The following is a 21,090-nucleotide window of genomic DNA, read 5'->3' as shown; positions in this document are numbered from 1 at the left end:
TTTTCCTCCTAAGAATAAATATTTTTTGATAAATAACGGTCACTACCGTCAGGAAAAATAGTTACAATTGTGCTGCCTGCTGGTAAGCGGCGCGCCTCTCTTAATGCCGCCGCAAACGCTGCGCCGCTGGAGCTTCCCACCAGCAAAGCGCTTTTCTTGGCTAATTGTTTGACCCAGAAAAAACCATCCTCGTCTGAAATGGTATAAAAGCCGTCCACAGGAATCTGTTTAAGAAAAGGCGGCACGAACTCCACGCCAATGCCTTCGATTTCATGTCCGTGTGCAGGTCCGCCATTTAAAATCGAACCTTCTGGCTCCACGCCCCATAATTGCGTCTTACTATTTTGTTCTTTGAGATATCTGCCAACACCTGCAAACGTTCCACCACTGCCTAAACCTGCGACAAAGCTAGTAATCTTCCCGCCTAGGTCTTGAACAATTTCAGGTCCTAATCCTTCGTAGTAAGCAGCAGGATTATCCGGATTTTCAAATTGTAACGGCACGTAACTATTAGGAATTTCCTTGGCTAAGTCTTGGGCACTAGTTATCGCTCCGACAATCCCTTGCTCTGTTGGCGAAGGGACAATTTTAGCACCTAACGCTTGCATCAGCTGTTGTTTTTCCTGACTAAATTTTTCTGGCACAACAAAGATTGTCTTGAGGCCCAGTTGACTGGCAGCTAATGCAAGTCCAATCCCTGTATTCCCAGCTGTCGGTTCAATAATTGTTGTGGCTTGATTTATCTTTCCCGTTTTCATTGCCTCTTTGAGAAGATGCACACCAAGCCGATCTTTGACACTGCCACCTGGATTCAAATATTCTAGTTTCGCATAAATTTTAGTGCCTTCTGGCATAGGATATTGTTCACTTGTAAATTCAAATAATGGTGTTGCTCCGATTGTGTCTAAAATTGACTGAACAATCATAGCGAATTCCTCCTTCTAATACATGTACATAAAACAAAAAGGTGCTGATCGCATCAGCACCTTTTTTGTTTATTTCTGGTTGTCTAGATTCAGAGAGGAATCGTGTTAGGCAATTTTTCAGAAATAACGGAGGTTTTCCCCATCACAAAAGAGTATGCTGCACTATTTTGCACCATACAACAACAGCTTTCCGTTTCTAAAAAAGGGCTAGCTTGTTTTTTCGTCATGGTTGATTTCCTCCTTCGTCATGTGTTGACCAAACTATACCATTTCCCATTTTCTAGTGTCAACGATTCTAACGATTGCTATTTCCTATCACACCAATGGTTTTCTTATAGGTAAAAGAATTAATAGACCAAAAAAAACAGAAGGCTAGCCTTCTGTTTTTCTGCTACTTATTTAGCACGTTTTAAATACGTACCTTCCGCAGTATTGATTTCTAATAATTCGTCTGCTTCAACAAAATCTGGAACGTTAACAACTAATCCTGTTTCCATTGTAGCGGGTTTACCAGAACCAGTTACTGTTGCGCCTTTGATTGAAGGTTGTGTTTCAGCAACACGTAAGATTACCGTTGTTGGTAAAGTTAAACCAATGACTTCTTCACCATAAAATTGAATTTTTACTTCCATATTTTCTAATAAATATTTTAGTTCTTCTTCAATTAAAGCAGTTGGTACTTCATATTGTTCATATGTTTCTAAATCCATGAAAATAGCCATATCATCTTGGCTGTATAAATATTGAACCGGTTTTGTATCGATGTGCGCTTTTTTCACTTTTTCATCTGGGCGCATTGTTGTATCTGTTGTTGAACCCGTACGAACATCTTTTAATTTCATACGCATAACTGTGTTACCTTTACCTGGTTTGTGGTGGCTAGCTTCCATTACTTTAATTAATTTGCCGTCTTGCTCAAAAGTCATACCGGCTTTTAAATCGCTTGCTGCAATCATTGTAATTTCTCCTTTTCTCTGGTTAATTCTTCATTATTGTAGCAAATAACCTAGGATTAATCTAGGAAATCACGTATCTTTTTTAGAAGTTTATCACTCCCCAGACATTGAATTGGGAAATAAAACGAGTTTAACTTGCCTTTTTTCTTGAATTGCGTTAGAATTACCAAGCTTTCATCAATTATTTTCACTTTTTACATAGAAAAAATCAATCATTAAAGGGGGTGATGATATGATACGTCAAACGCTATCTTTATCAAAAACACATGAGGTTGTCTGTCACTAAACATACGTTGGTGAGACAAATTGCCTTTCAGCGTATGTACTCGGTCTATTTGAAAGGAATTTAAAATCATGAACCCAACTATTCAACCTTACCAATTTAACATAATTAAAGAACAAGTCGCTGTGTTACTAAATACCTATACGTCTGTTAACGATGCTACGACTGTCAAAACTGTCCAGGCCCTATGTGTCGAAAAAATCAATGGGTTATTTCCAGAAGAACACCCTGCTGTTACGATTTTGTTGGACAAAGTGATGGATCGTCGTTTAACACGCGCACGTGCTGAAAAATATTTAGACGAATTAAAAGAAACCGTGCTGCCCTTTAAGGAACCTTCAACACCACAAGTCACGAAAGTCTTTCGCAAAGTGAAAAAGTTAAAGATTCCTGAGTGGGAAAACATGGATTTACGGAACAATACCTATGTCGGTTGGAACGACGCTGGGACTCAGAAAAAATTTATCTTAGCTTATCGAGAAAATAAATTAATCGGCGTCCACGGCACCCTTTCACCCACCATTGTTAAAGGTGTTTGCTCCATCTGTCAAACAATCACGAATGTGTCTATGTTCCTAGCTACCACCAAATCAGGCGGTGACGGAACCTACACGAAAAAAGGCAATTACATTTGCCATGATAGCGACACCTGTAACCAACAATTAACACAACCTGAATATTTGGAAGCCTTTATGGAAAATGTTAAGGCTGTGAAATAACAAAAAACCGTCAAGAAAATTTCTTGACGTTTTTTTGTTACATCTCTTTCAATTTCCCACGAAATTCTTCAATACTTTCATAACCTTTTGCTGCCATGATTTCTTGTAATTCTTTGGCTAGACGCTCAAAAACTTGTGGACCTTCTTGATGCAATTGTGTACCGACTTGTACTAATGTCGCACCACATAAAAGATGCTCAAAAACATCTTTTCCACATGTAATACCGCCCGTTCCAATAATTTTGATTTCTGGTTTCAAACGTTGCGCAAACGCACGAACATTGGCTAACGCTGTTGGTTTGACATATTCGCCGCCCAGCCCACCGAAACCTCCTTTTGGTTTAATGACCACTTCTTCCTTGTCACTGTCAATATATAAACCATTACCGATGCTATTAATACTATTCACGTATACTAAAGGGAATTTATTTAAAATTTCAGCCATTGCGTCAAAATGTGCAATATCAAAAAATGGGGGTAATTTTACACCTAATGGTTTAGTAAAAAATTGGAAAACTTCTGTTAAAAGCTTTTCTGTTAATTCAAAATCATAAGCAATTTGCGGTTTACCAGGCAAATTGGGACAAGACAAATTAAATTCTGTCACTCCTGTGTATTCACTTTCTTGCACTTTTTTTAAAATAGCGATATTTTCCTCATAATTCATACCAGATACAGATAAAAAGCGTAACTCCTCAGGAAATTCCTTTTGACGTGCAATCTGATAATCTAAATAATAATCAATCCCTAAATTAGGCAAGCCCATTGAGTTAATACTTCCTAATGGTGTATCAAAATACCGAGGCTCCTCATTGCCCTGACGAGGATTAGGTGTTGCCGTCTTAGCGACAAAAGCACCTGCTTGAGAAGCCGCTAACTCGTCCATTTCCTTAATTGTCATACAATGAATGCCTGATGCGTTCATTAACACATTCGCCAATTTATGTCCCGAAAACTCTACTGAAATATCCAAAAGAAAAACCCTCCTGTAAATTGTTTTACTCATAAGCTTACCACCTTCACGTAAGCTTTTTATGATTATAGCATGTTTTTTTGCGTTAGTGTTATTTATATAAATTTAAAAAGGAATAAGCCATTGTGACTTATTCCTTTTCTTAGGGAAACTAACGTATCCAAAATTGATTGATTCTTATCGTCCCACAATAAACGTCAATTCACATTCGCAGACCTTTTTATCTTCCACGTAAGCAGTCGCTTTGCCGATGCCGACAAAGTCACGTAATTTGACGATTTCAAAATGTAATTTCAAGACATCACCAGGGACCACTTTTTGACGGAATTTGGCTTTGTTGATACCGCCAATATAGGCTGTTTCACCTTCAAATTGATCCATTTTTAAGATTAAAATCGAACCTACTTGTGCCAATGCTTCAATAATCAAAACGCCTGGCATTGTTGGATTTCCAGGGAAATGTCCTTGGAAAAATTCTTCGTTAATTGTTACATTTTTTGTTGCAATAATCTTTTCATTTGGAATAATTTCATCCACATAATCAATATAACAAATCGGATAGCGATTAGGAATCATTTCCATAATTTCTGTTGCAGTCATTACTTTTTTCATACTAGTTTTCCTCCCATTTCTTCAAGCAAATTACACCATTATGGCCACCAAAGCCAAACGAATTACTAATTGTATAGTCCGCTGTAATGTCACGTGCACCTTCTGTGACATAATCTAAATCACAATCTGGATCAGCAACTTGGTAGCCTACTGTCGGATGAGCTTTTCCTTCTTGCAATGTTTGTACACAAGCAATCGCTTCGATACCGCCAGCCGCGCCCAATAAATGTCCAGTCATACTCTTTGTACTTGAAATTGGAATTTGCGATGCTCGCTCACCAAAGACACGTTTGATGGCCGTTGTTTCCGCAGCGTCATTCGCCGGGGTTGACGTACCATGAGCATTGATATACCCAATTTGTTCCGGTGTAATCCCTGCTTCTGCAATCGCCATTTCCATCGCAGCCGCCGCGCCACTACCGTCTTTTAAAGGAGCGGTCATGTGGCTAGCATCACAGTTGCTGCCATAGCCAACAATTTCGCCGTAGATAGTTGCGCCACGTTTCTGTGCATGCTCGAGTTCTTCTAAAATCAGCATTCCTGCGCCTTCACCCATCACAAAACCTTTTCGTTCTTTATCAAAAGGAATCGAAGCCCGAGTCGCATCTTCTGTTGTATTTAAAGCATTCAATGCTGCAAAGCCTGCAATCCCAATTTCACATACTGTGGCTTCTGTCCCCCCAGTTACCATCATGTCCGCTAAACCATATTTAATCGTGCGAAAAGCTTCACCAATCGCATTCGTCGCAGAAGCACAAGCAGTCACGATAGTTTGAGAAGGTCCTTTTGCACCTAGACGAATCGAAATATTTCCCGCTGCCATATTAGCAATTACCATGGGCACGAAAAATGGTGTTACGCGTTTTGCGCCTTTTTTATCCATTACCCGTACTTGGTCTTGTAAGGTAGTCATCCCGCCAATCCCACTACCGACAATCACACCTAAACGAGTCGGGTCAATCATTGCTTCTGTTAAACCACTCATTTCCCACGCTTCTAAAGCAGCGACCAAGCCATATTGAGAAAATAAGTCCATTCTTTTTTGCTCTTTGCGTTCTAAAACAGCACTTGGGTCAAACTCTTTCACTTCACCAGCCAAAGCCACCCCAGTATCTTCAGAATCAAATTTAGTAATTTTGCCAATTCCTAGCTTGCCATCCACTAGATTATGCCAAAATTCTTTTACGGTATTGCCTAATGGTGTTACGGCACCCATGCCGGTTATGACCACTCTTTTCATACTGTACCTCCGAGTTTATTTTGATTATCAAACTATTATTTCATGCGGTTTCCAGCACTTTTTCTCAAAAAATAAGAAAAATAGTTTGACTTTCAAAGTATTTTGGTTAATAATTCAGACATCAGGAAAAATGTCTGTTTTTTTCAAGATTAGAAAATTGAGAAGATTTTGTTATCATTCTCACACAGATAATACCAGTTGAAATTTTATTCGTCAACTCAATAAATGTAACTTTTACATTTTGATGAAGAAAAGCCTATTCTATCAACAAAAATTTTTTATTAAAGGAGATTTTATATGTTTTTACAAAATAAGAATGTCGTCGTAATGGGTGTTGCCAACAAAAAAAGTATTGCTTGGGGCTGTGCAAAAGCATTAAAAGATCAAGGGGCCAATGTTATTTATACGTATCAAAACGAACGCATGAAAAAGCAAGTGGTTAAATTAGCAGATGAAAATGATTTGTTGGTGGAGTGCGATGTTGCTTCTGATGCGTCCATTCAAGCAGCCTTTGAAACAATTAAAAATGAAGTGGGCACGATCGATGGACTAGTCCATGCGATTGCTTTTGCCAAAAAAGAAGAATTGTCTGGAAACGTTAGTGACATCACTCGTGATGGTTTCCTATTAGCACAAGATATTAGTAGCTACTCTCTTTTAGCAGTCACTCATTATGCGAAACCTTTGTTAAATCCTGGTTCAGGAATTGTCACATTGACGTATTTAGGTTCCGAACGTGCGATTCCTAACTATAATATGATGGGGATTGCTAAAGCATCTTTAGAAACTGCCGTGAAATATCTAGCTTTTGAATTAGCTGCAGATAAAATTCGTGTCAACGGAATCTCCGCAGGAGCGATTAAAACATTGGCTGTGACTGGTGTAAAAGACTACGATCAATTGATTAGTATTTCTAATGAGCGGACACCAGATAAAACAGGCGTAACCATTGAAGAAGTCGGAAACACTTGTGCCTTTTTAGTCAGTGAACTAGCTAGTGGTGTGGTCGGTGACATCATTTATGTCGATAAAGGCGTTCACTTAACTTAATCATTTTTTGTCTTTATTTTCTATTTATACATTAAAAAACAGAGATTGGACAATCTCTTTCACTCATTGATTGTCCAATTTCTGTTCTATTTTTTACTTTATTCTATAATAAAATTGACAGTTTCAATTCCAAAAACAGTTGTTAGAATTTGATTGACTTGTTCAAAAAGTTCTGGTAAATCTTCCAGTTTATTTTTAGATTGGATTTTTTCAGAACCGTTATCGTAGCTTAAATGATTGTACGCTTCTTTAAAGGTTACTGCTGTGTCTTCTTTTCGATAAAGGATATATTCGTCATCTAGCATATCCATTTGTAGCTCCTGTTTAAATCCATTTCTGGCAACAACAGCAGAAACTAGATGAGCAACTGTCAAGCCATCTAACGGAATGTCCACTCCATTCATTGCTAATGTGTAGACGGTATCTTCCACTAAACCACAGGCGTTGCAACCACCACTGGTTAAATCTACTGTACTTGTTATAATTGCCTCTTGCATCGTTTCTTCCCCCATATTGTTTTTTAAAGTTATTCTTTCATTTGTTATTTACGAATGTAGTTCACATCATAATCGTCAACTTCAATATAGATATAGATTTTTTTATCAGGCATTTTACTGCGAATGTCTCGTTCAATCGCATTCACAACATCAGGTGCATCTTCTTCCATTGGTTCTACCACATCAATTTTTGCCGCTACTAAAATTTCAGTTGGACCTAAATGAACGGTCTTTACATCAATTAGTTTTTCAACATCCGCCCGATCAAATGCGGTTTTAATTTTTGCTAAATCTGTAGCGGTCACACTTTCGCCTATAATCAAACTATAAAATTCTTTCGCTAAGAAAATGGCTGCACACATTAATAGTAAACCAATCAGTAAACCACTGATAGCATCAAATGCAGCAATTCCAGTTACCATTGTTAAAAGGGTTCCCACCAAAGCTAAACACAAACCAATAACCGCACAAAAGTCTTCCGTAAAAATAATTAAAATTTCACTGTGACGACTTTCTCGCAAAAATTTTAAGAGCGATAACTTCTCTGTATTCAATTCTTTGATTTCTTTCATCGCTACACGCAAAGAGCTACCTTCCACAAGCAAACCAAAAATTAAAATACCAATGACAATAGCCACATTTTCTACTTCATGAGAGGGATGCAGTAACTTCTGAATAGCCTCCATTACGCCTAACGCGCCCCCACCAAAAAAGAGCATCGTTGCAACAATTGTACTAAAAAAGTATTTTGCACGGCCTTCTCCAAATTGATGTAACGCACTTTGCCCACGAGAAGCGCGCTTATTCCCAAAAAGTAATAACACCTGATTACTACAGTCCACGACACTGTGGATACTTTCATTCATCATAGCGGTACTACCACTTAAAGCAAAACCAACAAATTTACTAATCGCTACTAAAATATTCGCAATCAGTGCGGCAATAACTGCAAACATGCCACTCGATTTTTTTGTCTCCATAATTACCTCCTATATGTAACGTAAAACTAAGATAAACCACCCGTTTATTCATCCATCATTTTACCACTTCTGAGGTATTTGTAAAAAAGAGTTCTCTTAAAATTCAAAAAGAAATGTACTGGCTGTTTTAGTTGGCCCTCATTTATCGGTGTCCATCCCACTCTTGATAAAATTCCTCCAGATAAAGTTCCATAAATTGATGACGCTTTTCCGCCAATAAGCTACCATAATTTGTATTCATTTGTTCCTTTAACTTTAAAAGTTTCTCATAAAAATGCATAATAGCAGTATCTTCCCCATTCCGGTATTCTTCTTGGGTTAACTGTTCACGAGGTTGTTTGTGAGGATCGTGAATTAAACGGCCTTTATTTCCCGAATAAGCCATCACCCGTGCAATTCCAATCGCACCGATGGCATCTAATCGATCCGCATCCTGGACCACTTTTCCTTCTAATGTAGTGACTGTTTTCCCAGTATTTCCTCCTTTAAAGGACATATTAGCAATAATGGAAAGGATGTGATTCGTTTGCTCTGTTGATACGTCATTCGCTTCCAACCATTGTTGCACCTTTAGCAAGCCAGCCTCTTCACTTTCGTTAAATTTTTCATCGCCAATATCATGTAACAATGCTGTTAATATACATAAAAATAAATTTGCTTGTTCTTTCTCTGCAATTGTTTTTGCTAATTGTGTCACTCGATAAATATGCCACCAGTCATGGCCACTTGCTTCGTTGGCTAATTCTTGTTGAACATAACGCTCTGCTGCTTGAATAATTGTTTGTTCTTCAAAACTGAGAGATTCATTTTCAAACATCCTAACACTCCTTTATTCTGGATTTAAAATTTCCACCTGGATAATCCCGCTAGCTTTCAGAAACATATTGGTGACAATCGGACCTACAAAAGAAAATCCTCTTTTTTTTAAGTCTTTTGCTACGTTATCTGACAAAAGCTGTGTGCGCGGGACTTGGTATGCTTCTTCATAAATAGATAAAACGGGGACGTTTTTTACAAATTGCCATAGATAATTGGCAAAACTGCCAAATTCTTCTTGTACTTTTAAAATTGCTTGCGCATTTTTAATGGTTGCTTCAATTTTGCGCCGATTGCGAATCATATCTGGATCAGCTACTATTCGATCGACTTCGTCAGGCAACAGCGCGGCAACTTTTTCCGGCTTCATTTGGCAAAAATTTTTCATGAATGCTACTTTTTTCCCTGCGGCTGCTTTCCAACTTAAACCAACTTGAAAAACACCCACCGTCAACAATAAAAACAGCAAATCATCCTCTCTTGTAGGTTTTCCCCATTGTTCTGTATACCATTGATAGTTGTTCATCGCCGCCTCCTTTTAAGACTGTTCAAATGTTAATAATGCTTGTTTCATTGCTAAACCACCACGGTAACCGGTTAATTGTCCCTTGCTGCCGATGACTCGATGGCAAGGAATGACCATTAATAAAGGATTTTTCCCAATCGCTGTGCCAACTGCTCGAACCGCACGTGGACGCCCAATTTTTTCTGAAATTTCTTGATAGGTCATTGTCTCACCATAAGGGATTTCTTGCAACGCCTGCCAAACTTCTTTTTGAAAGGGCGTTCCTTTGATGTCTATGGGGCAAGCAAACGTTGTCGAATGTTGGTTAAGATAACTTATTAATGCTTCTTTATAAGGCGCAGTTTTCTTTTCAGAAGCTTCTAATTGTGCTTGAGGATACCAGTTTTTCAGCTCTTCTATCGATTGATTGGCTGAACCTACAAAAGCTAGTCCAGCGTCTGTCACACCAAGATAATAGTGATCGTTCTGCCATTCTTGTTGCGCATAATAAATCTTTTTTGCCATATTTCTACACTTCTTTCTCGTGTTTTTCTTATCTTCATTATAATTCTTTTGGCTTTCAAAATCTTGCGCTCCTATCACTTTTTACTTGTTTTTATTAGGGATTCTTTTACAATGAAGAAAACGGGAGGTGTGCTTACAATGAAAACAACGTATCGACTTACTCAGAAACGTTGGGAAGCCATTCAAAATAATAATACGCAATTTGATGGTGATTTTTTTTATGGTGTGACCACAACTAAAATTTTTTGTCGTCCTTCGTGCCCTTCCCGTGTGCCCAACAAGAACCACGTTCTGATCTTCAAAACGGCTCAGGAAGCTTTAACACTTGGTTTTCGTCCATGTAAAAGATGTCAACCAACCGGGCAAGTCGTTCCTAACGAGGAATGGGTTGCTCAAATTAAGCAATTTATTGATCGGCATTCAGCGGAACCATTAAGTTTAGACTATTTAGCGCAAGCCTGCCACGGTAGTCCCTTTCATTTGCAGCGAACCTTTAAGGAACAGACAAAACAAACCCCATTAGCTTATTTAACAAGTATCCGAATTAGGCAAGCCCAAGAATTGCTTCTCCATTCACCCCTTACGATTCAACAAATCGCGAAAAAAGTTGGCTTCCAAACCGCAGCATATTTTGCCACCACTTTTAAAAAAGAAACAGGCGTAACCCCCTCTGTTTATCGCAGTAAAAATGAGCCGAAAAAATAACATTTCGGCTCATCGGATTATTTATTGGGGCGTGATTGTAGCCACGCTACAATCAATTGACTGATTTCTGTTTGCTGTTGCTCGTTAGAAATTGTCGCTTTGTTGTCTCCTTTTTGGACACCGTAATTACCAAACCCTGCATGATTCCCACCTTCGATAGATACATACTGCGTATCTTTTGGCAAAAACTGTTTGGCTTTTTGGTAGCTAGTCCAATTTAAAACACCATCGTTTGTGGCTGTTATTGACAGAACCGGCAGATCTTGCTTGTTTAGTGCACCTTTTTCGTCAGGATAGCTGGCTAAATAAATCATGCCTTTGATTCGTTGCTCATTTTCCGCTACAAAACGGCTAGCCATCACACCACCCAGAGAATGTCCAGCCAAAACGAAGTTTTGTTGTGGATGATCCTTTATAATTTGTTCTGCAGCATTTGGTGCAAGAACCGCTAAATTCAAAGGAAAATGAACAACATAGACATCATAACCTTTCGTAGCAACTTCTTGCGCCCATTCACTATAACTAGCGGGCGCAACCAATGCACCTGGATAAAAAATCAGTGCTGTATCATTTTTTTGCCCGTTTGTATAATAATCATAGTTTTTTTCTTGCGTGGCACTTTGACTTATTTTTAAGGCTGAATCGGTTGCTTGATACGTACTATTTTTAATAAAAATAGTCAGACCGATGACTAATACCGCTAAAAAAAGCCCGATTCCTAGGACAATTTTTTTCCAGCGTGATTTTGTTCTATTTTTCATCTCATTTCCTCCCAATGAAAAAATTCTTCTTTCTGATTCTACCTTTAATAAAAAAAGAACACAACAATAGGAGTTGGTGAAGCAACCCTTTTCTTGCTCCACCAACTCCTAACTAGACTGTTTCTCGATGCCTTAGATTATTTTGATTCTTTTTCGCCTGCTTCTAAGTAGCTGACATCATTGACTTTATCCAAAGTATATTCGCCATTTTTGTAATGAATTGTTGTGACACTAGCATTCTTCAAACCGCCTTCTGGGACTTTAAAATCATCAAATAAAGTTGCTAACAACGCTGAAATACTCAAGCCATGAGAGACCACTAAAACATTGCCATTCCCGGGATTGGCTGATTCTGTGGCAACAATTTTATCTAAGCCTTTTTTCAAACGTTTGGTAATTGTAGCATAGTCTTCTGCAGGCCAGTTATTCTTGCTTTCCTCGCGCTGTTGATCCAGTTTAGCTACGCTGTTGGCAAAGGATTCAGGAGTCATGTTTTTCATAAATTCTTCTAAGGAAACACCTTGATCATCAGCAATATCCTGCCACATTGTCTTGTTTAAATCCCCTTCATAGCTACCAAAATTAAATTCACGTAAATCTGGGTCACGCACGACTTCAAGGTCTTTGCCTGCTTTATTTTGATCTAAAATAAGTTGAGCAGTTTGCAAGGCGCGGCCACTATCACTACTATATGCATTTTGAAAGGCAACATCTTTCAAACCAATCCCAGTTGCTGTCACAACTTTTTCACCTTCTGGTGTTAAGACCGCATCTGACCATCCTTGTACGCGGTCCGTCGTATTTAACATGGTTTTTCCATGGCGCACAATGTAAAGAGTTAGTTCTTCAGGTTTTGTCTCTTTTTCTTTTGTCGTTGCTTGCTGATTTTTACCACAACCAACCATTACTAAAATGGCCAGAAAAAGCATCCCCACAATCGTCAATCGTTTTTTCATTTTTTATTTCCCCTCATTTTCTACTCAGTTGTTAAGTTTTCACCATTACTAGCGATAACTTGTTTGTACCAATTAAATGATTTTTTCTTAGTTCGTTTCAAGGTTCCCTGACCTTGGTCATCCATGTCTACATAGATAAAGCCGTAACGTTTTTTCATTTCGCCAGTCCCTGCTGAAACTAAGTCAATACAACCCCATGGCGTATAACCAATTAAGTTAACCCCGTCTTCTTCTACTGCGGTTCTCATGGCTTCAATATGTTGTTTAAAATAATCAATGCGGTAATCGTCGACAATCGAGCCATCCTCTTGCAATGTATCCACCGCACCAAACCCGTTTTCAACCACAAACAATGGCATATTGTAACGATCTGACAACTGACACAATGAAATTCTTAACCCTAAAGGATCGACAGCCCAGCCCCATTCAGATTCTTGCAAATAAGGATTTTTAACCGCAGGCATTTGGTTGCCTCCGACATATTTTACTTCTTCGGGATAAGCAGTCGAAACAGTCGACATATAATAACTAAACCCGATATAATCAACTGTTCCTTTTTGAATAATCGCTAAATCCTCTGACTCCATTTGAATTGTCATTCCTTCACGCTCAAATTCTTTGAGCTTATGCGCTGGATAATAGCCCTTAGCCTGGACATCCATATAAAATTCTTGCTCTCGGTTAAATTGAACAGCTGCCATCACGTCCTCAGGTTTGCAGGACAAAGGATAACTTGGAATATAAGCCACCATCATACCAATTTGGAAATCTGGATTGATGGAATGTCCTAATTCAACTGCTTTCGCACTTGCTACAAATAGATGATGCGCTGCTTGATATTTACTTTGTTTATCATTATTGTGAATCCCAATTTGCGTCCAACTTCTTAAAAAATTAATTTCATTAAAAGTCATCCAATACTTCACTTTATCCTGATAACGTGTAAAAATGGTTTCGCAAAAGAAAACAAAGAAATCAATCACTTCACGATTTTTCCAACCATCATATTCATCGGCCAAATACATCGGAATATCAAAATGGTTAATCGTCACAACGGGCTCAATTCCATTGCGCAGCAAAGCATCAAAAACTTTATCATAAAAGGCTAAGCCTTCTTCATTAATCTCTTTTGTTCCATTTGGGCAAATCCGGCTCCAGGCGATAGACAGCCGAAAACATTTGAAACCCATTTCTGCAAATAAGGCGATATCTTCTTCGTAATGATGGTAAAAGTCCGTCGCTACATGACTAGGGTAGTATAACTCTTCATCGATATAACCAATCGCTCCTTCGGGTAATGCTTGATCGCGCGTACACGAAGCTTTTTGGCCCTCTTTAGTTAAATACGTAATCCGTCGCGGTTCTGTTTGACTACCACCAGTAATTGCATCTAATGTACTCAGACCTTTGCCTCCTGAAAGATAGCCACCTTCATATTGGTTAGCAGCTGTTGCGCCGCCCCATAAAAAATTTTCTGGAAATCCCATAAAATCCCTCTTTCCCTCTGTTTTTAGGCATAACAAAGAAACCATCAAGGGAATTGACGCTGGCAGAAGAGTCCTTGTTTTTTCTACCAACGTCAAACGCCCTTTAATAGTTGCTAATTTTATTAATTACTTAAATCTTCACCATTTGTTGCGATTACTTTTTTGTACCAATCAAACGATTTCTTCTTGCTTCGTTTTAACGTACCATTTCCTTCGTTATCGCGATCCACATAGATAAAGCCATAGCGTTTTTTCATTTCACCTGTTCCAGCTGATACTAAATCAATACAGCCCCAAGTCGTATAGCCTAACAAGTCGACACCATCTTGTTCAACAGCATCTTTCATCGCTTGAATATGCGCCGCCAAATAATCGATACGATAATCATCGACTACATCACCATTTTCGTCTGGTGTATCTACCGCTCCTAAGCCATTTTCAACAATGAATAGTGGTTTTTGATAACGATCATATAAGTCATTCATCGTAATTCTCAAACCAAGTGGATCAATTTGCCAACCCCATTCACTGGCTTTTAAATAAGGATTTTTCACAGAGGCAAAGATGTTACCAGCTGTTTGTTCATTAATTTCTGGATCTGTTGATGTGACACGAGAAGAATAATAAGAGAACGAAATGAAGTCCACCGTATGTTCTTTTAAAAGTTCTTCGTCGCCTTCTTCCATTTCAATTTGAATACCTTTACGGGCCATTTCTTTTAAAGCATACGCAGGGTATTCCCCACGTGATTGGACATCAATAAAGAAATAATTTTCACGATCTGCTTGTCGAGCAGCGAAAACATCTTCTGGTTTACAAGTATAAGCGTAGTTGGAACCAGCCGCTAACATACAACCTACTTGGTTTTCAGGATCTACCTCATGAGCAATTTTTGTCGCAATTGCACTTGCTAGTAGTTCATGATGGGCCGCTTGGTATTTCACTTGTTCTTTGTTTTCGCCTTCTTCAAAGTATAGACCTGCTCCCATAAATGGTGCATGTAAAATCATATTAATTTCGTTAAATGTTAACCAATATTTGACTAATCCTTTATATCGGTTGAAAATTACACGGCAAAGATTTTCATAGAAACCTACTAACTTACGACTACGCCAAGCGCCATATTCTTCCACTAAGTGCATTGGGCAGTCAAAGTGTGTAATCGTTACTAGTGGCTCAATCCCATATTTATGACATTCTTTGAATAAGTCTTCATAGAACTTCAAGCCTTCTTCATTCGGCTCTGTTTCATCTCCCATTGGAAAAATTCGACTCCAAGCAATGGATAAACGGTATGTTTTAAAACCCATTTCACCAAACAAGGCGATATCCTCTTTATAGCGATGATACATATCAATCGCCTCTTGTGCAGGATAGAAATGTTCCTCATCAAAGTTAAACATTTTCTTTTCACCAGTGATTACTGGAAAACGATCTGGACCCGTTGGCGCTAAATCGACGTTTGCCAAACCGCGTCCGCCTTCGTTATAGCCACCTTCACATTGATTGGCTGCTGTTGCGCCACCCCATAAAAAGTCTTTTCTAAATGCCATAAATTCTCTTCCTCCACATCTTTTTATATTAAAGCGGTCAGCAAATCATCGCTTGTTGAAACTTCATTACTGCCGACTTCCAAAATATCTAAATAATCCGCTGTATTCGTCACAACGATTGGAATTTGTGTACTAAACCCAGCTTTTTTAATTCCTTCTAAATCAAAGGTTACTAATGTTTGACCTTTTTTCACGCGGTCACCTTGTTTTACAAAAGCTTCAAAGCCTTCGCCTTCTAATTGAACTGTATCAATCCCAATATGAATCAATAATTCTGTGCCGTTATCTGAAATCAAACCTAATGCATGTTTTGTTGGGAATAGTGTGACAATCGTTCCATCAAAGGGTGCAACCACTTTGCCTTCCGTTGGTTCAATCACGACCCCATTTCCTAATGCTCCATTTGCAAAAGCAGGATCCTCTGCATTTTTTAAAGATAACACTCGTCCTTTGACTGGACTTGTAATATTTTCTTTTTTAATCGTTGTTTTATCAATAATCACTTCTTCTTCCTCAACTGTATCGTCTTTCCAGAAGAAGAATGTTAGACCAAAACCAACGACCGCTGCAATGGCAATTGCAATAAAGGACTGAATCATCCCACTTGCATCATCACCATTGATAAAGTTTAGCACACCAAAAATTCCTAAACCACCCATTGTATAAGCTGTCACATTGTTGATCATCAAATATAAACCACCGACAGCGCCACCAATCATTGAATAAATAAATGGCCATTTTTTTGGTAAAGTGATTCCATAAATTGCTGGCTCTGTTACACCAAAAATACCAGAGATAATTGCTGGCGGACACAAAGCTTTTAACTTTTTATCTTTCAATTTGAAGAACATCGCTAAAACAACCGCTGTTTGCGCAAAACTAGCTGCAAATGATCCCGTTAATACTTGGCTTGAACCTTCTTGTGTCACTTGCATAATAGCTAATGGCACAACGCTCCAATGTAAACCAAAAATAACTAAGACTTGCCAGAAGAAACCAAGAATCAAACCATACAAAGCTGGTGAGAAACTCATTAATGCTGTAAAGCCAGCGCTTAATAAATCTGTTAGCATGCTAACGATTGGCCCAATTACTAAGAAACCAATTGGTAAGGCAATCAACAAGACGAAAAACGGTACTAAGAACGTTTGAACAACTTCTGGAATAATACGTTTAAACACTTTTTGAACTTGTGCCGCAAAAGCAATAATGAAGATGATTGGTACGACACTACTTGTATAGTTCGCACCGACCCAAGGGATCCCCATAAATGTATTATAGGCAGGTAAACCGAATAAATTATACGGTGCTGCGGCTCCCGCACCCGCTGTTGTTTCAAAGGCCGTTTGTAATGCACTTCCTTGAATCGTTGGGTAACATAAAGCTGCGCCAATCACGATCCCTACCATTGGATGCAACCGGAATTTTTTAGCTGCTGTATAACCTAAAATAACTGGCATAAAGTAGAAAATTGCATCGCCAATCCCATTTAACATGGTATAAGTCCCTGACGTAGCCGTATAGAGCTTTAAGAAAACCAATAAGGCATTTAACCCTTTGACCATCCCAGCCGCTGCTAACGCCCCTAAAAAGGGTTGGAAACAACCACTTAAAATATCTATTAAGCGATCAAATAAATTCCCACTGGAAACTTCTTCTTCACGTTCTCCTGACAAGCCTGCAATACTAACTACTTCTTCGTAAACGGCTGGAACATGGTTCCCAATAACGACTTGGTATTGTCCACCGCTTTTCATAACAGTTACCACACCGTCCATATTTTTTAAGACATCATCATTCGCTTGACTCTCATCTTTTAATTTGAAGCGAAGACGTGTGATACAATGTGTCAAACTATTAATATTCTCTTGCCCACCGACATTTTTTACAATTTTTTCTGCTAGTTCATGATATTTTCCCATCTTTTTTTCCTCCAAAAATTTATTTTCATTTGAAGGTTTAGCCAACTGAATGTCACTATCCAAAGTGGTGCGTTTATTGTTCCGTTGTTTGTACAATTCGTGCAATGTGAATCGTTAGGTACAAGCGTTCTTCATTTGAAACTTGATAGTCATAGTTCTCATTTAAATACAAGCTGATCTTTTCCACGCAACGATAGGCGTTGAGATATTTCTTTTTAATTACCGCATACAGTTCTTCATCATCATTTTCGACAACTTCACGTTGGTGTAATAAGCGATAACAGAAAAATTTTAAATGTGTGCTAAATCGATAAAAGTAGACAGAGTCTTCATCAAAACTTACCTTAAAATAGTATTTGACGATATTTGTAATCTCTTGCATCAACTTTGTCAATTCGTAAATATTACCGACTTCTTCCTCCATCTCCGCATTTACCAAGTGCAATGCGATAAAACCTGCCTCATCCGTTGACAATTCCATTCCTACGCGCTTTTGTACCATTTTTAAAGCATTTACTCCTACTTCGTACTCTTCAGGAAAAAAACGTTTAATATCCCATAATAATAAATTCTTAATTGCAATTCCTTGTTTTTTTCTTTCTAAAGCTGTGTACAAATGATCCGTCAGAGAAATATAAATGGTATCATTCAAACTCTTTTTCAACGTTGATTTTGCATAAACAATAATGTCATCCGAGAGTTTCATCATCTCTAAAGGAATATTTCCTAACAATTCTTGAAACTTAAGTGATGTTTCTTGATTGGCTAAATAAAAAACTTGATCGATACTTTCATCAGGAACCCAATCCCCAATGCGTTTCTTAAAAGCAATTCCTTTGCCCATAACAATTTGCTCTCGTTTATCATCATCTAATGTAATAACCACATTATTGTTTAAAATTTTGTGAATAATCAATGCCCCACCTCCTTTGTGTTTCGTTGAAAAAAGAAAAACCCAATTTCTTCAAAAAGAACGACACACCTGTCGCTTCATGAAAAAATTAGGTTTAGCTTGTCTTTAAACAATCACTATCCATCTATTTACTTATCCCTACATCCAAAGAATAACATATTTACAACAAATGTCAACGCTTTCAACGACATTTTTTTGTAATAAAAATAAAAAAAGCATACAAACAATGTTTGTATGCTTCACTATGACCCGTACGGGACTCGAACCCGTGTTACCGCCGTGAAAGGGCGGTGTCTTAACCGCTTGACCAACGGGCCATTAAAAAGAAAAAACGGAGAAGGAGGGATTTGAACCCTCGCGCCGGTTTCCCGACCTACACCCTTAGCAGGGGCGCCTCTTCAGCCACTTGAGTACTTCCCCAAGAAATAAATGGGCCTAAATGGACTCGAACCATCGACCTCACGCTTATCAGGCGTGCGCTCTAACCAGCTGAGCTATAGGCCCCAAATAAGAAAAAAGCGGGTGACGAGAATCGAACTCGCGACAACAGCTTGGAAGGCTGTGGTTTTACCACTAAACTACACCCGCAAATTTTTCTTGGATGGCGCGGGACAGAATCGAACTGCCGACACATGGAGCTTCAATCCATTGCTCTACCAACTGAGCTACCGAGCCAAAAACGGTCTGGACGGGACTCGAACCCGCGACCTCCTGCGTGACAGGCAGGCATTCTAACCAGCTGAACTACCAAACCAATTCGTTTTTGCTTTATGCAAATGTATGCTTTAAAAAATAAAAGCAATTGCGGGGGCAGGATTTGAACCTACGACCTTCGGGTTATGAGCCCGACGAGCTACCTGACTGCTCCACCCCGCGATAATTAGACCAAGGAAATTTAATTCCTAAGAAAGGAGGATAAGGGATTCGAACCCTTGCACGGTTTTACCCGCCTGACGGTTTTCAAGACCGTTCCCTTCAGCCGGACTTGGGTAATCCTCCGTAACAAAACTATGACCCGTACGGGACTCGAACCCGTGTTACCGCCGTGAAAGGGCGGTGTCTTAACCGCTTGACCAACGGGCCATTTTATAAAATTATGGGCCTAAATGGACTCGAACCATCGACCTCACGCTTATCAGGCGTGCGCTCTAACCAACTGAGCTATAGGCCCAAAAAGAAAAGCGGGTGACGAGAATCGAACTCGCGACAACAGCTTGGAAGGCTGTGGTTTTACCACTAAACTACACCCGCATGGCGGTCTGGACGGGACTCGAACCCGCGACCTCCTGCGTGACAGGCAGGCATTCTAACCAGCTGAACTACCAAACCATACTTTTCTTTTTATGTGCTTTTGAAATCAAAAGCAATTGCGGGGGCAGGATTTGAACCTACGACCTTCGGGTTATGAGCCCGACGAGCTACCTGACTGCTCCACCCCGCGATAATTAGACTAAGGAAACTTAATTCCTAAGAAAGGAGGATAAGGGATTCGAACCCTTGCACGGTTTTACCCGCCTGACGGTTTTCAAGACCGTTCCCTTCAGCCGGACTTGGGTAATCCTCCATGATAAAAATAAAACTATAAACAACGTCACAATGGACCTTGTAGGACTCGAACCTACGACCGGACGGTTATGAGCCGTCTGCTCTAACCAACTGAGCTAAAGGTCCAGGCTCTTCCAAATGTATAATCGCGGCGGAGGGGATCGAACCCCCGACCTCCCGGGTATGAACCGGACGCTCTAGCCAGCTGAGCTACACCGCGAAACTCTTATATTAAATAAGAATGGAGCCTAGCGGGATCGAACCGCTGACCTCCTGCGTGCAAAGCAGGCGCTCTCCCAGCTGAGCTAAGGCCCCATGAAAATTATTATCGGGAAGACAGGATTCGAACCTGCGACCCCTTGGTCCCAAACCAAGTGCTCTACCAAGCTGAGCTACTTCCCGTATATAACTAATGCACCCAAAGGGAGTCGAACCCCTAACCTTTTGATTCGTAGTCAAACACTCTATCCAGTTGAGCTATGGGTGCTAAATATAAAACAATGCCGAGGACCGGAATCGAACCGGTACGGTGATCACTCACCGCAGGATTTTAAGTCCTGTGCGTCTGCCAGTTCCGCCACCCCGGCGTAATGAATTGGCTAAGCGGAAAACGGGGTTCGAACCCGCGACCCCCACCTTGGCAAGGTGGTGCTCTACCACTGAGCTATTTCCGCAAAATGGTGCCGGCTAAAGGACTTGAACCCTCGACCCTCTGATTACAAATCAGATGCTCTACCAACTGAGCTAAGCCGGCTAAATATGCGGGTGAAGGGACTTGAACCCCCACGCCTTGCGGCGCTAGATCCTAAATCTAGTGCGTCTGCCAATTCCGCCACACCCGCAAATGAAATATGAATATGAGCCGTACAGGGCTCGAACCTGTGACCCTCTGATTAAAAGTCAGATGCTCTACCAACTGAGCTAACGGCTCAAAAAATGGAGGTTAACGGGATCGAACCGCTGACCCCCTGCTTGTAAGGCAGGTGCTCTCCCAGCTGAGCTAAACCTCCAAAAACAACAATTCGCGTGGCGACGTCCTACTCTCACAAAGGGAAACCCTTCACTACAATCGGCGCTAAGAAGCTTAACTTCTGTGTTCGGCATGGGAACAGGTGTATCCTTCTCGCTATCGCCACCACACTGGGTGTTGTTTCTTATTGAGTTGA

The 21,090-nt window shown here is 39.7% G+C and carries 20 protein-coding genes, 25 tRNA genes and 1 rRNA gene; 3 read left to right on the top strand and 43 right to left on the bottom strand.

Annotated elements, in window-relative coordinates; all coding sequences use genetic code 11:
• Positions 1-8: 8 nt before the first annotated feature.
• The 3 genes from IGL42_RS01235 to efp form a co-directional block, all read right to left on the bottom strand.
• Positions 9-926, bottom strand: a complete 918-nt coding sequence (locus IGL42_RS01235; protein WP_002361143.1) for a PLP-dependent cysteine synthase family protein — start codon at positions 924-926, stop codon at positions 9-11.
• An 89-nt stretch (positions 927-1,015) separates the two neighbouring features.
• Positions 1,016-1,153, bottom strand: coding sequence for a hypothetical protein (locus tag IGL42_RS01230; protein WP_002355203.1), 138 nt, complete (start codon positions 1,151-1,153; stop codon positions 1,016-1,018).
• A gap of 168 nt (positions 1,154-1,321) precedes the next feature.
• Positions 1,322-1,882, bottom strand: a complete 561-nt coding sequence (efp, locus tag IGL42_RS01225; RefSeq protein ID WP_002355202.1) for an elongation factor P — start codon at positions 1,880-1,882, stop codon at positions 1,322-1,324.
• A gap of 354 nt (positions 1,883-2,236) precedes the next feature.
• On the opposite strand from efp, the gene IGL42_RS01220 reads away from it, so the two are divergent.
• Entirely contained in the window at positions 2,237-2,884 is a 648-nt protein-coding gene (locus tag IGL42_RS01220) for a FusB/FusC family EF-G-binding protein (RefSeq protein WP_002361142.1), read from the top strand.
• A 37-nt stretch (positions 2,885-2,921) separates the two neighbouring features.
• Here IGL42_RS01220 and IGL42_RS01215 read toward each other — a convergent pair whose 3' ends face one another.
• The 3 genes from IGL42_RS01215 to fabF form a co-directional block, all read right to left on the bottom strand.
• Positions 2,922-3,890: a dihydroorotate oxidase gene (locus IGL42_RS01215; protein ID WP_002386045.1), complete on the bottom strand. Its 969-nt coding sequence runs from the start codon at positions 3,888-3,890 to the stop codon at positions 2,922-2,924.
• 144 nt (positions 3,891-4,034) lie between these two features.
• Positions 4,035-4,469 (bottom strand): 3-hydroxyacyl-ACP dehydratase FabZ, encoded by a 435-nt coding sequence (fabZ, locus tag IGL42_RS01210; RefSeq protein WP_002355197.1) that lies wholly within the window; start codon positions 4,467-4,469, stop codon positions 4,035-4,037.
• 1 nt (position 4,470) lies between these two features.
• On the bottom strand, positions 4,471-5,709 hold the full coding sequence (gene fabF, locus IGL42_RS01205; RefSeq protein ID WP_002355195.1) for a beta-ketoacyl-ACP synthase II: 1,239 nt from the start codon (positions 5,707-5,709) through the stop codon (positions 4,471-4,473).
• A 297-nt stretch (positions 5,710-6,006) separates the two neighbouring features.
• On the opposite strand from fabF, the gene fabI reads away from it, so the two are divergent.
• A complete protein-coding gene (gene fabI, locus IGL42_RS01200) occupies positions 6,007-6,759 on the top strand; it encodes an enoyl-ACP reductase FabI (RefSeq protein ID WP_002358338.1) in 753 nt (250 codons plus the stop codon).
• A 98-nt stretch (positions 6,760-6,857) separates the two neighbouring features.
• Here the strand turns inward: fabI and IGL42_RS01195 are convergent, their stop codons facing one another.
• The 5 genes from IGL42_RS01195 to IGL42_RS01175 form a co-directional block, all read right to left on the bottom strand.
• Positions 6,858-7,271 (bottom strand): DUF4809 family protein, encoded by a 414-nt coding sequence (locus IGL42_RS01195; protein ID WP_002355192.1) that lies wholly within the window; start codon positions 7,269-7,271, stop codon positions 6,858-6,860.
• A 29-nt stretch (positions 7,272-7,300) separates the two neighbouring features.
• Positions 7,301-8,236: a cation diffusion facilitator family transporter gene (locus IGL42_RS01190; protein ID WP_002386043.1), complete on the bottom strand. Its 936-nt coding sequence runs from the start codon at positions 8,234-8,236 to the stop codon at positions 7,301-7,303.
• A gap of 142 nt (positions 8,237-8,378) precedes the next feature.
• Positions 8,379-9,053, bottom strand: coding sequence for an HD domain-containing protein (locus tag IGL42_RS01185; protein ID WP_010710839.1), 675 nt, complete (start codon positions 9,051-9,053; stop codon positions 8,379-8,381).
• 12 nt (positions 9,054-9,065) lie between these two features.
• Complete coding sequence (locus IGL42_RS01180) at positions 9,066-9,578, bottom strand: DNA-3-methyladenine glycosylase I (RefSeq protein ID WP_002355189.1); 513 nt, start codon at positions 9,576-9,578, stop codon at positions 9,066-9,068.
• 12 nt (positions 9,579-9,590) lie between these two features.
• Positions 9,591-10,082 carry a methylated-DNA--[protein]-cysteine S-methyltransferase gene (locus IGL42_RS01175; RefSeq protein ID WP_002389531.1) on the bottom strand — a complete coding sequence of 164 codons (492 nt, stop codon included), beginning with the start codon at positions 10,080-10,082 and terminating at the stop codon, positions 9,591-9,593.
• A gap of 111 nt (positions 10,083-10,193) precedes the next feature.
• Here IGL42_RS01175 and IGL42_RS01170 point away from each other — a divergent pair, with 111 nt between their 5' ends.
• Positions 10,194-10,787, top strand: coding sequence for a bifunctional transcriptional activator/DNA repair enzyme AdaA (locus IGL42_RS01170; RefSeq protein WP_002379037.1), 594 nt, complete (start codon positions 10,194-10,196; stop codon positions 10,785-10,787).
• Between the two features lie 17 nt (positions 10,788-10,804).
• On the opposite strand, the gene IGL42_RS01165 is transcribed toward IGL42_RS01170, so the two are convergent.
• The 32 genes from IGL42_RS01165 to rrf all read right to left on the bottom strand — a co-directional run bounded on the left by IGL42_RS01165 (position 10,805) and on the right by rrf (position 21,064).
• Complete coding sequence (locus tag IGL42_RS01165; protein WP_010710840.1) at positions 10,805-11,548, bottom strand: alpha/beta hydrolase; 744 nt, start codon at positions 11,546-11,548, stop codon at positions 10,805-10,807.
• A gap of 137 nt (positions 11,549-11,685) precedes the next feature.
• Positions 11,686-12,504, bottom strand: coding sequence for a histidine phosphatase family protein (locus IGL42_RS01160; RefSeq protein WP_002358330.1), 819 nt, complete (start codon positions 12,502-12,504; stop codon positions 11,686-11,688).
• Between the two features lie 20 nt (positions 12,505-12,524).
• Positions 12,525-13,991 carry a glycoside hydrolase family 1 protein gene (locus tag IGL42_RS01155; RefSeq protein WP_002361133.1) on the bottom strand — a complete coding sequence of 489 codons (1,467 nt, stop codon included), beginning with the start codon at positions 13,989-13,991 and terminating at the stop codon, positions 12,525-12,527.
• Positions 13,992-14,113: 122 nt separating this feature from the next.
• Positions 14,114-15,544, bottom strand: a complete 1,431-nt coding sequence (locus tag IGL42_RS01150; RefSeq protein WP_002375743.1) for a 6-phospho-beta-glucosidase — start codon at positions 15,542-15,544, stop codon at positions 14,114-14,116.
• 23 nt (positions 15,545-15,567) lie between these two features.
• The gene (locus tag IGL42_RS01145) at positions 15,568-17,466 is read right to left on the bottom strand and encodes a beta-glucoside-specific PTS transporter subunit IIABC (RefSeq protein ID WP_010710841.1); all 1,899 of its coding nucleotides are present in this window, start codon (positions 17,464-17,466) and stop codon (positions 15,568-15,570) included.
• 73 nt (positions 17,467-17,539) lie between these two features.
• On the bottom strand, positions 17,540-18,382 hold the full coding sequence (gene licT / locus IGL42_RS01140) for a BglG family transcription antiterminator LicT (RefSeq protein ID WP_002355181.1): 843 nt from the start codon (positions 18,380-18,382) through the stop codon (positions 17,540-17,542).
• 242 nt (positions 18,383-18,624) lie between these two features.
• Positions 18,625-18,696, bottom strand: a tRNA-Glu gene (locus IGL42_RS01135).
• Positions 18,697-18,711: 15 nt separating this feature from the next.
• A tRNA-Ser gene (locus tag IGL42_RS01130) sits at positions 18,712-18,799 on the bottom strand.
• Between the two features lie 10 nt (positions 18,800-18,809).
• Positions 18,810-18,883 (bottom strand) — tRNA-Ile (locus IGL42_RS01125).
• 13 nt (positions 18,884-18,896) lie between these two features.
• A tRNA-Gly gene (locus tag IGL42_RS01120) sits at positions 18,897-18,967 on the bottom strand.
• 14 nt (positions 18,968-18,981) lie between these two features.
• Positions 18,982-19,054: transfer RNA gene (locus tag IGL42_RS01115), tRNA-Phe, on the bottom strand.
• A gap of 5 nt (positions 19,055-19,059) precedes the next feature.
• Positions 19,060-19,133: transfer RNA gene (locus IGL42_RS01110), tRNA-Asp, on the bottom strand.
• 48 nt (positions 19,134-19,181) lie between these two features.
• Positions 19,182-19,255 (bottom strand) — tRNA-Met (locus IGL42_RS01105).
• Positions 19,256-19,288: 33 nt separating this feature from the next.
• Positions 19,289-19,378 (bottom strand) — tRNA-Ser (locus tag IGL42_RS01100).
• Between the two features lie 12 nt (positions 19,379-19,390).
• A tRNA-Glu gene (locus tag IGL42_RS01095) sits at positions 19,391-19,462 on the bottom strand.
• Between the two features lie 14 nt (positions 19,463-19,476).
• A tRNA-Ile gene (locus IGL42_RS01090) sits at positions 19,477-19,550 on the bottom strand.
• Positions 19,551-19,559: 9 nt separating this feature from the next.
• A tRNA-Gly gene (locus IGL42_RS01085) sits at positions 19,560-19,630 on the bottom strand.
• A gap of 1 nt (position 19,631) precedes the next feature.
• Positions 19,632-19,708 (bottom strand) — tRNA-Asp (locus tag IGL42_RS01080).
• Between the two features lie 38 nt (positions 19,709-19,746).
• A tRNA-Met gene (locus tag IGL42_RS01075) sits at positions 19,747-19,820 on the bottom strand.
• A 33-nt stretch (positions 19,821-19,853) separates the two neighbouring features.
• Positions 19,854-19,943, bottom strand: a tRNA-Ser gene (locus IGL42_RS01070).
• Between the two features lie 33 nt (positions 19,944-19,976).
• Positions 19,977-20,050, bottom strand: a tRNA-Ile gene (locus IGL42_RS01065).
• Between the two features lie 20 nt (positions 20,051-20,070).
• Positions 20,071-20,144, bottom strand: a tRNA-Met gene (locus IGL42_RS01060).
• Positions 20,145-20,166: 22 nt separating this feature from the next.
• A tRNA-Ala gene (locus tag IGL42_RS01055) sits at positions 20,167-20,239 on the bottom strand.
• 13 nt (positions 20,240-20,252) lie between these two features.
• Positions 20,253-20,326 (bottom strand) — tRNA-Pro (locus IGL42_RS01050).
• Between the two features lie 11 nt (positions 20,327-20,337).
• Positions 20,338-20,411: transfer RNA gene (locus IGL42_RS01045), tRNA-Arg, on the bottom strand.
• A 14-nt stretch (positions 20,412-20,425) separates the two neighbouring features.
• A tRNA-Leu gene (locus IGL42_RS01040) sits at positions 20,426-20,511 on the bottom strand.
• Positions 20,512-20,526: 15 nt separating this feature from the next.
• Positions 20,527-20,598, bottom strand: a tRNA-Gly gene (locus IGL42_RS01035).
• A 4-nt stretch (positions 20,599-20,602) separates the two neighbouring features.
• Positions 20,603-20,678: transfer RNA gene (locus IGL42_RS01030), tRNA-Thr, on the bottom strand.
• A 6-nt stretch (positions 20,679-20,684) separates the two neighbouring features.
• A tRNA-Leu gene (locus IGL42_RS01025) sits at positions 20,685-20,766 on the bottom strand.
• A 16-nt stretch (positions 20,767-20,782) separates the two neighbouring features.
• Positions 20,783-20,855: transfer RNA gene (locus tag IGL42_RS01020), tRNA-Lys, on the bottom strand.
• A gap of 6 nt (positions 20,856-20,861) precedes the next feature.
• Positions 20,862-20,934 (bottom strand) — tRNA-Val (locus IGL42_RS01015).
• Positions 20,935-20,948: 14 nt separating this feature from the next.
• Positions 20,949-21,064 (bottom strand): 5S ribosomal RNA (gene rrf, locus IGL42_RS01010).
• Positions 21,065-21,090 lie beyond the last annotated feature (26 nt).

The sequence above is a fragment of the Enterococcus sp. DIV0712 genome (genome assembly GCF_050554855.1).
Lineage (GTDB): Bacteria > Bacillota > Bacilli > Lactobacillales > Enterococcaceae > Enterococcus > Enterococcus faecalis.
The sequence above is the reverse complement of the archived record's forward strand: the minus strand, read 5'-3'. Positions and strand labels throughout refer to the sequence as shown.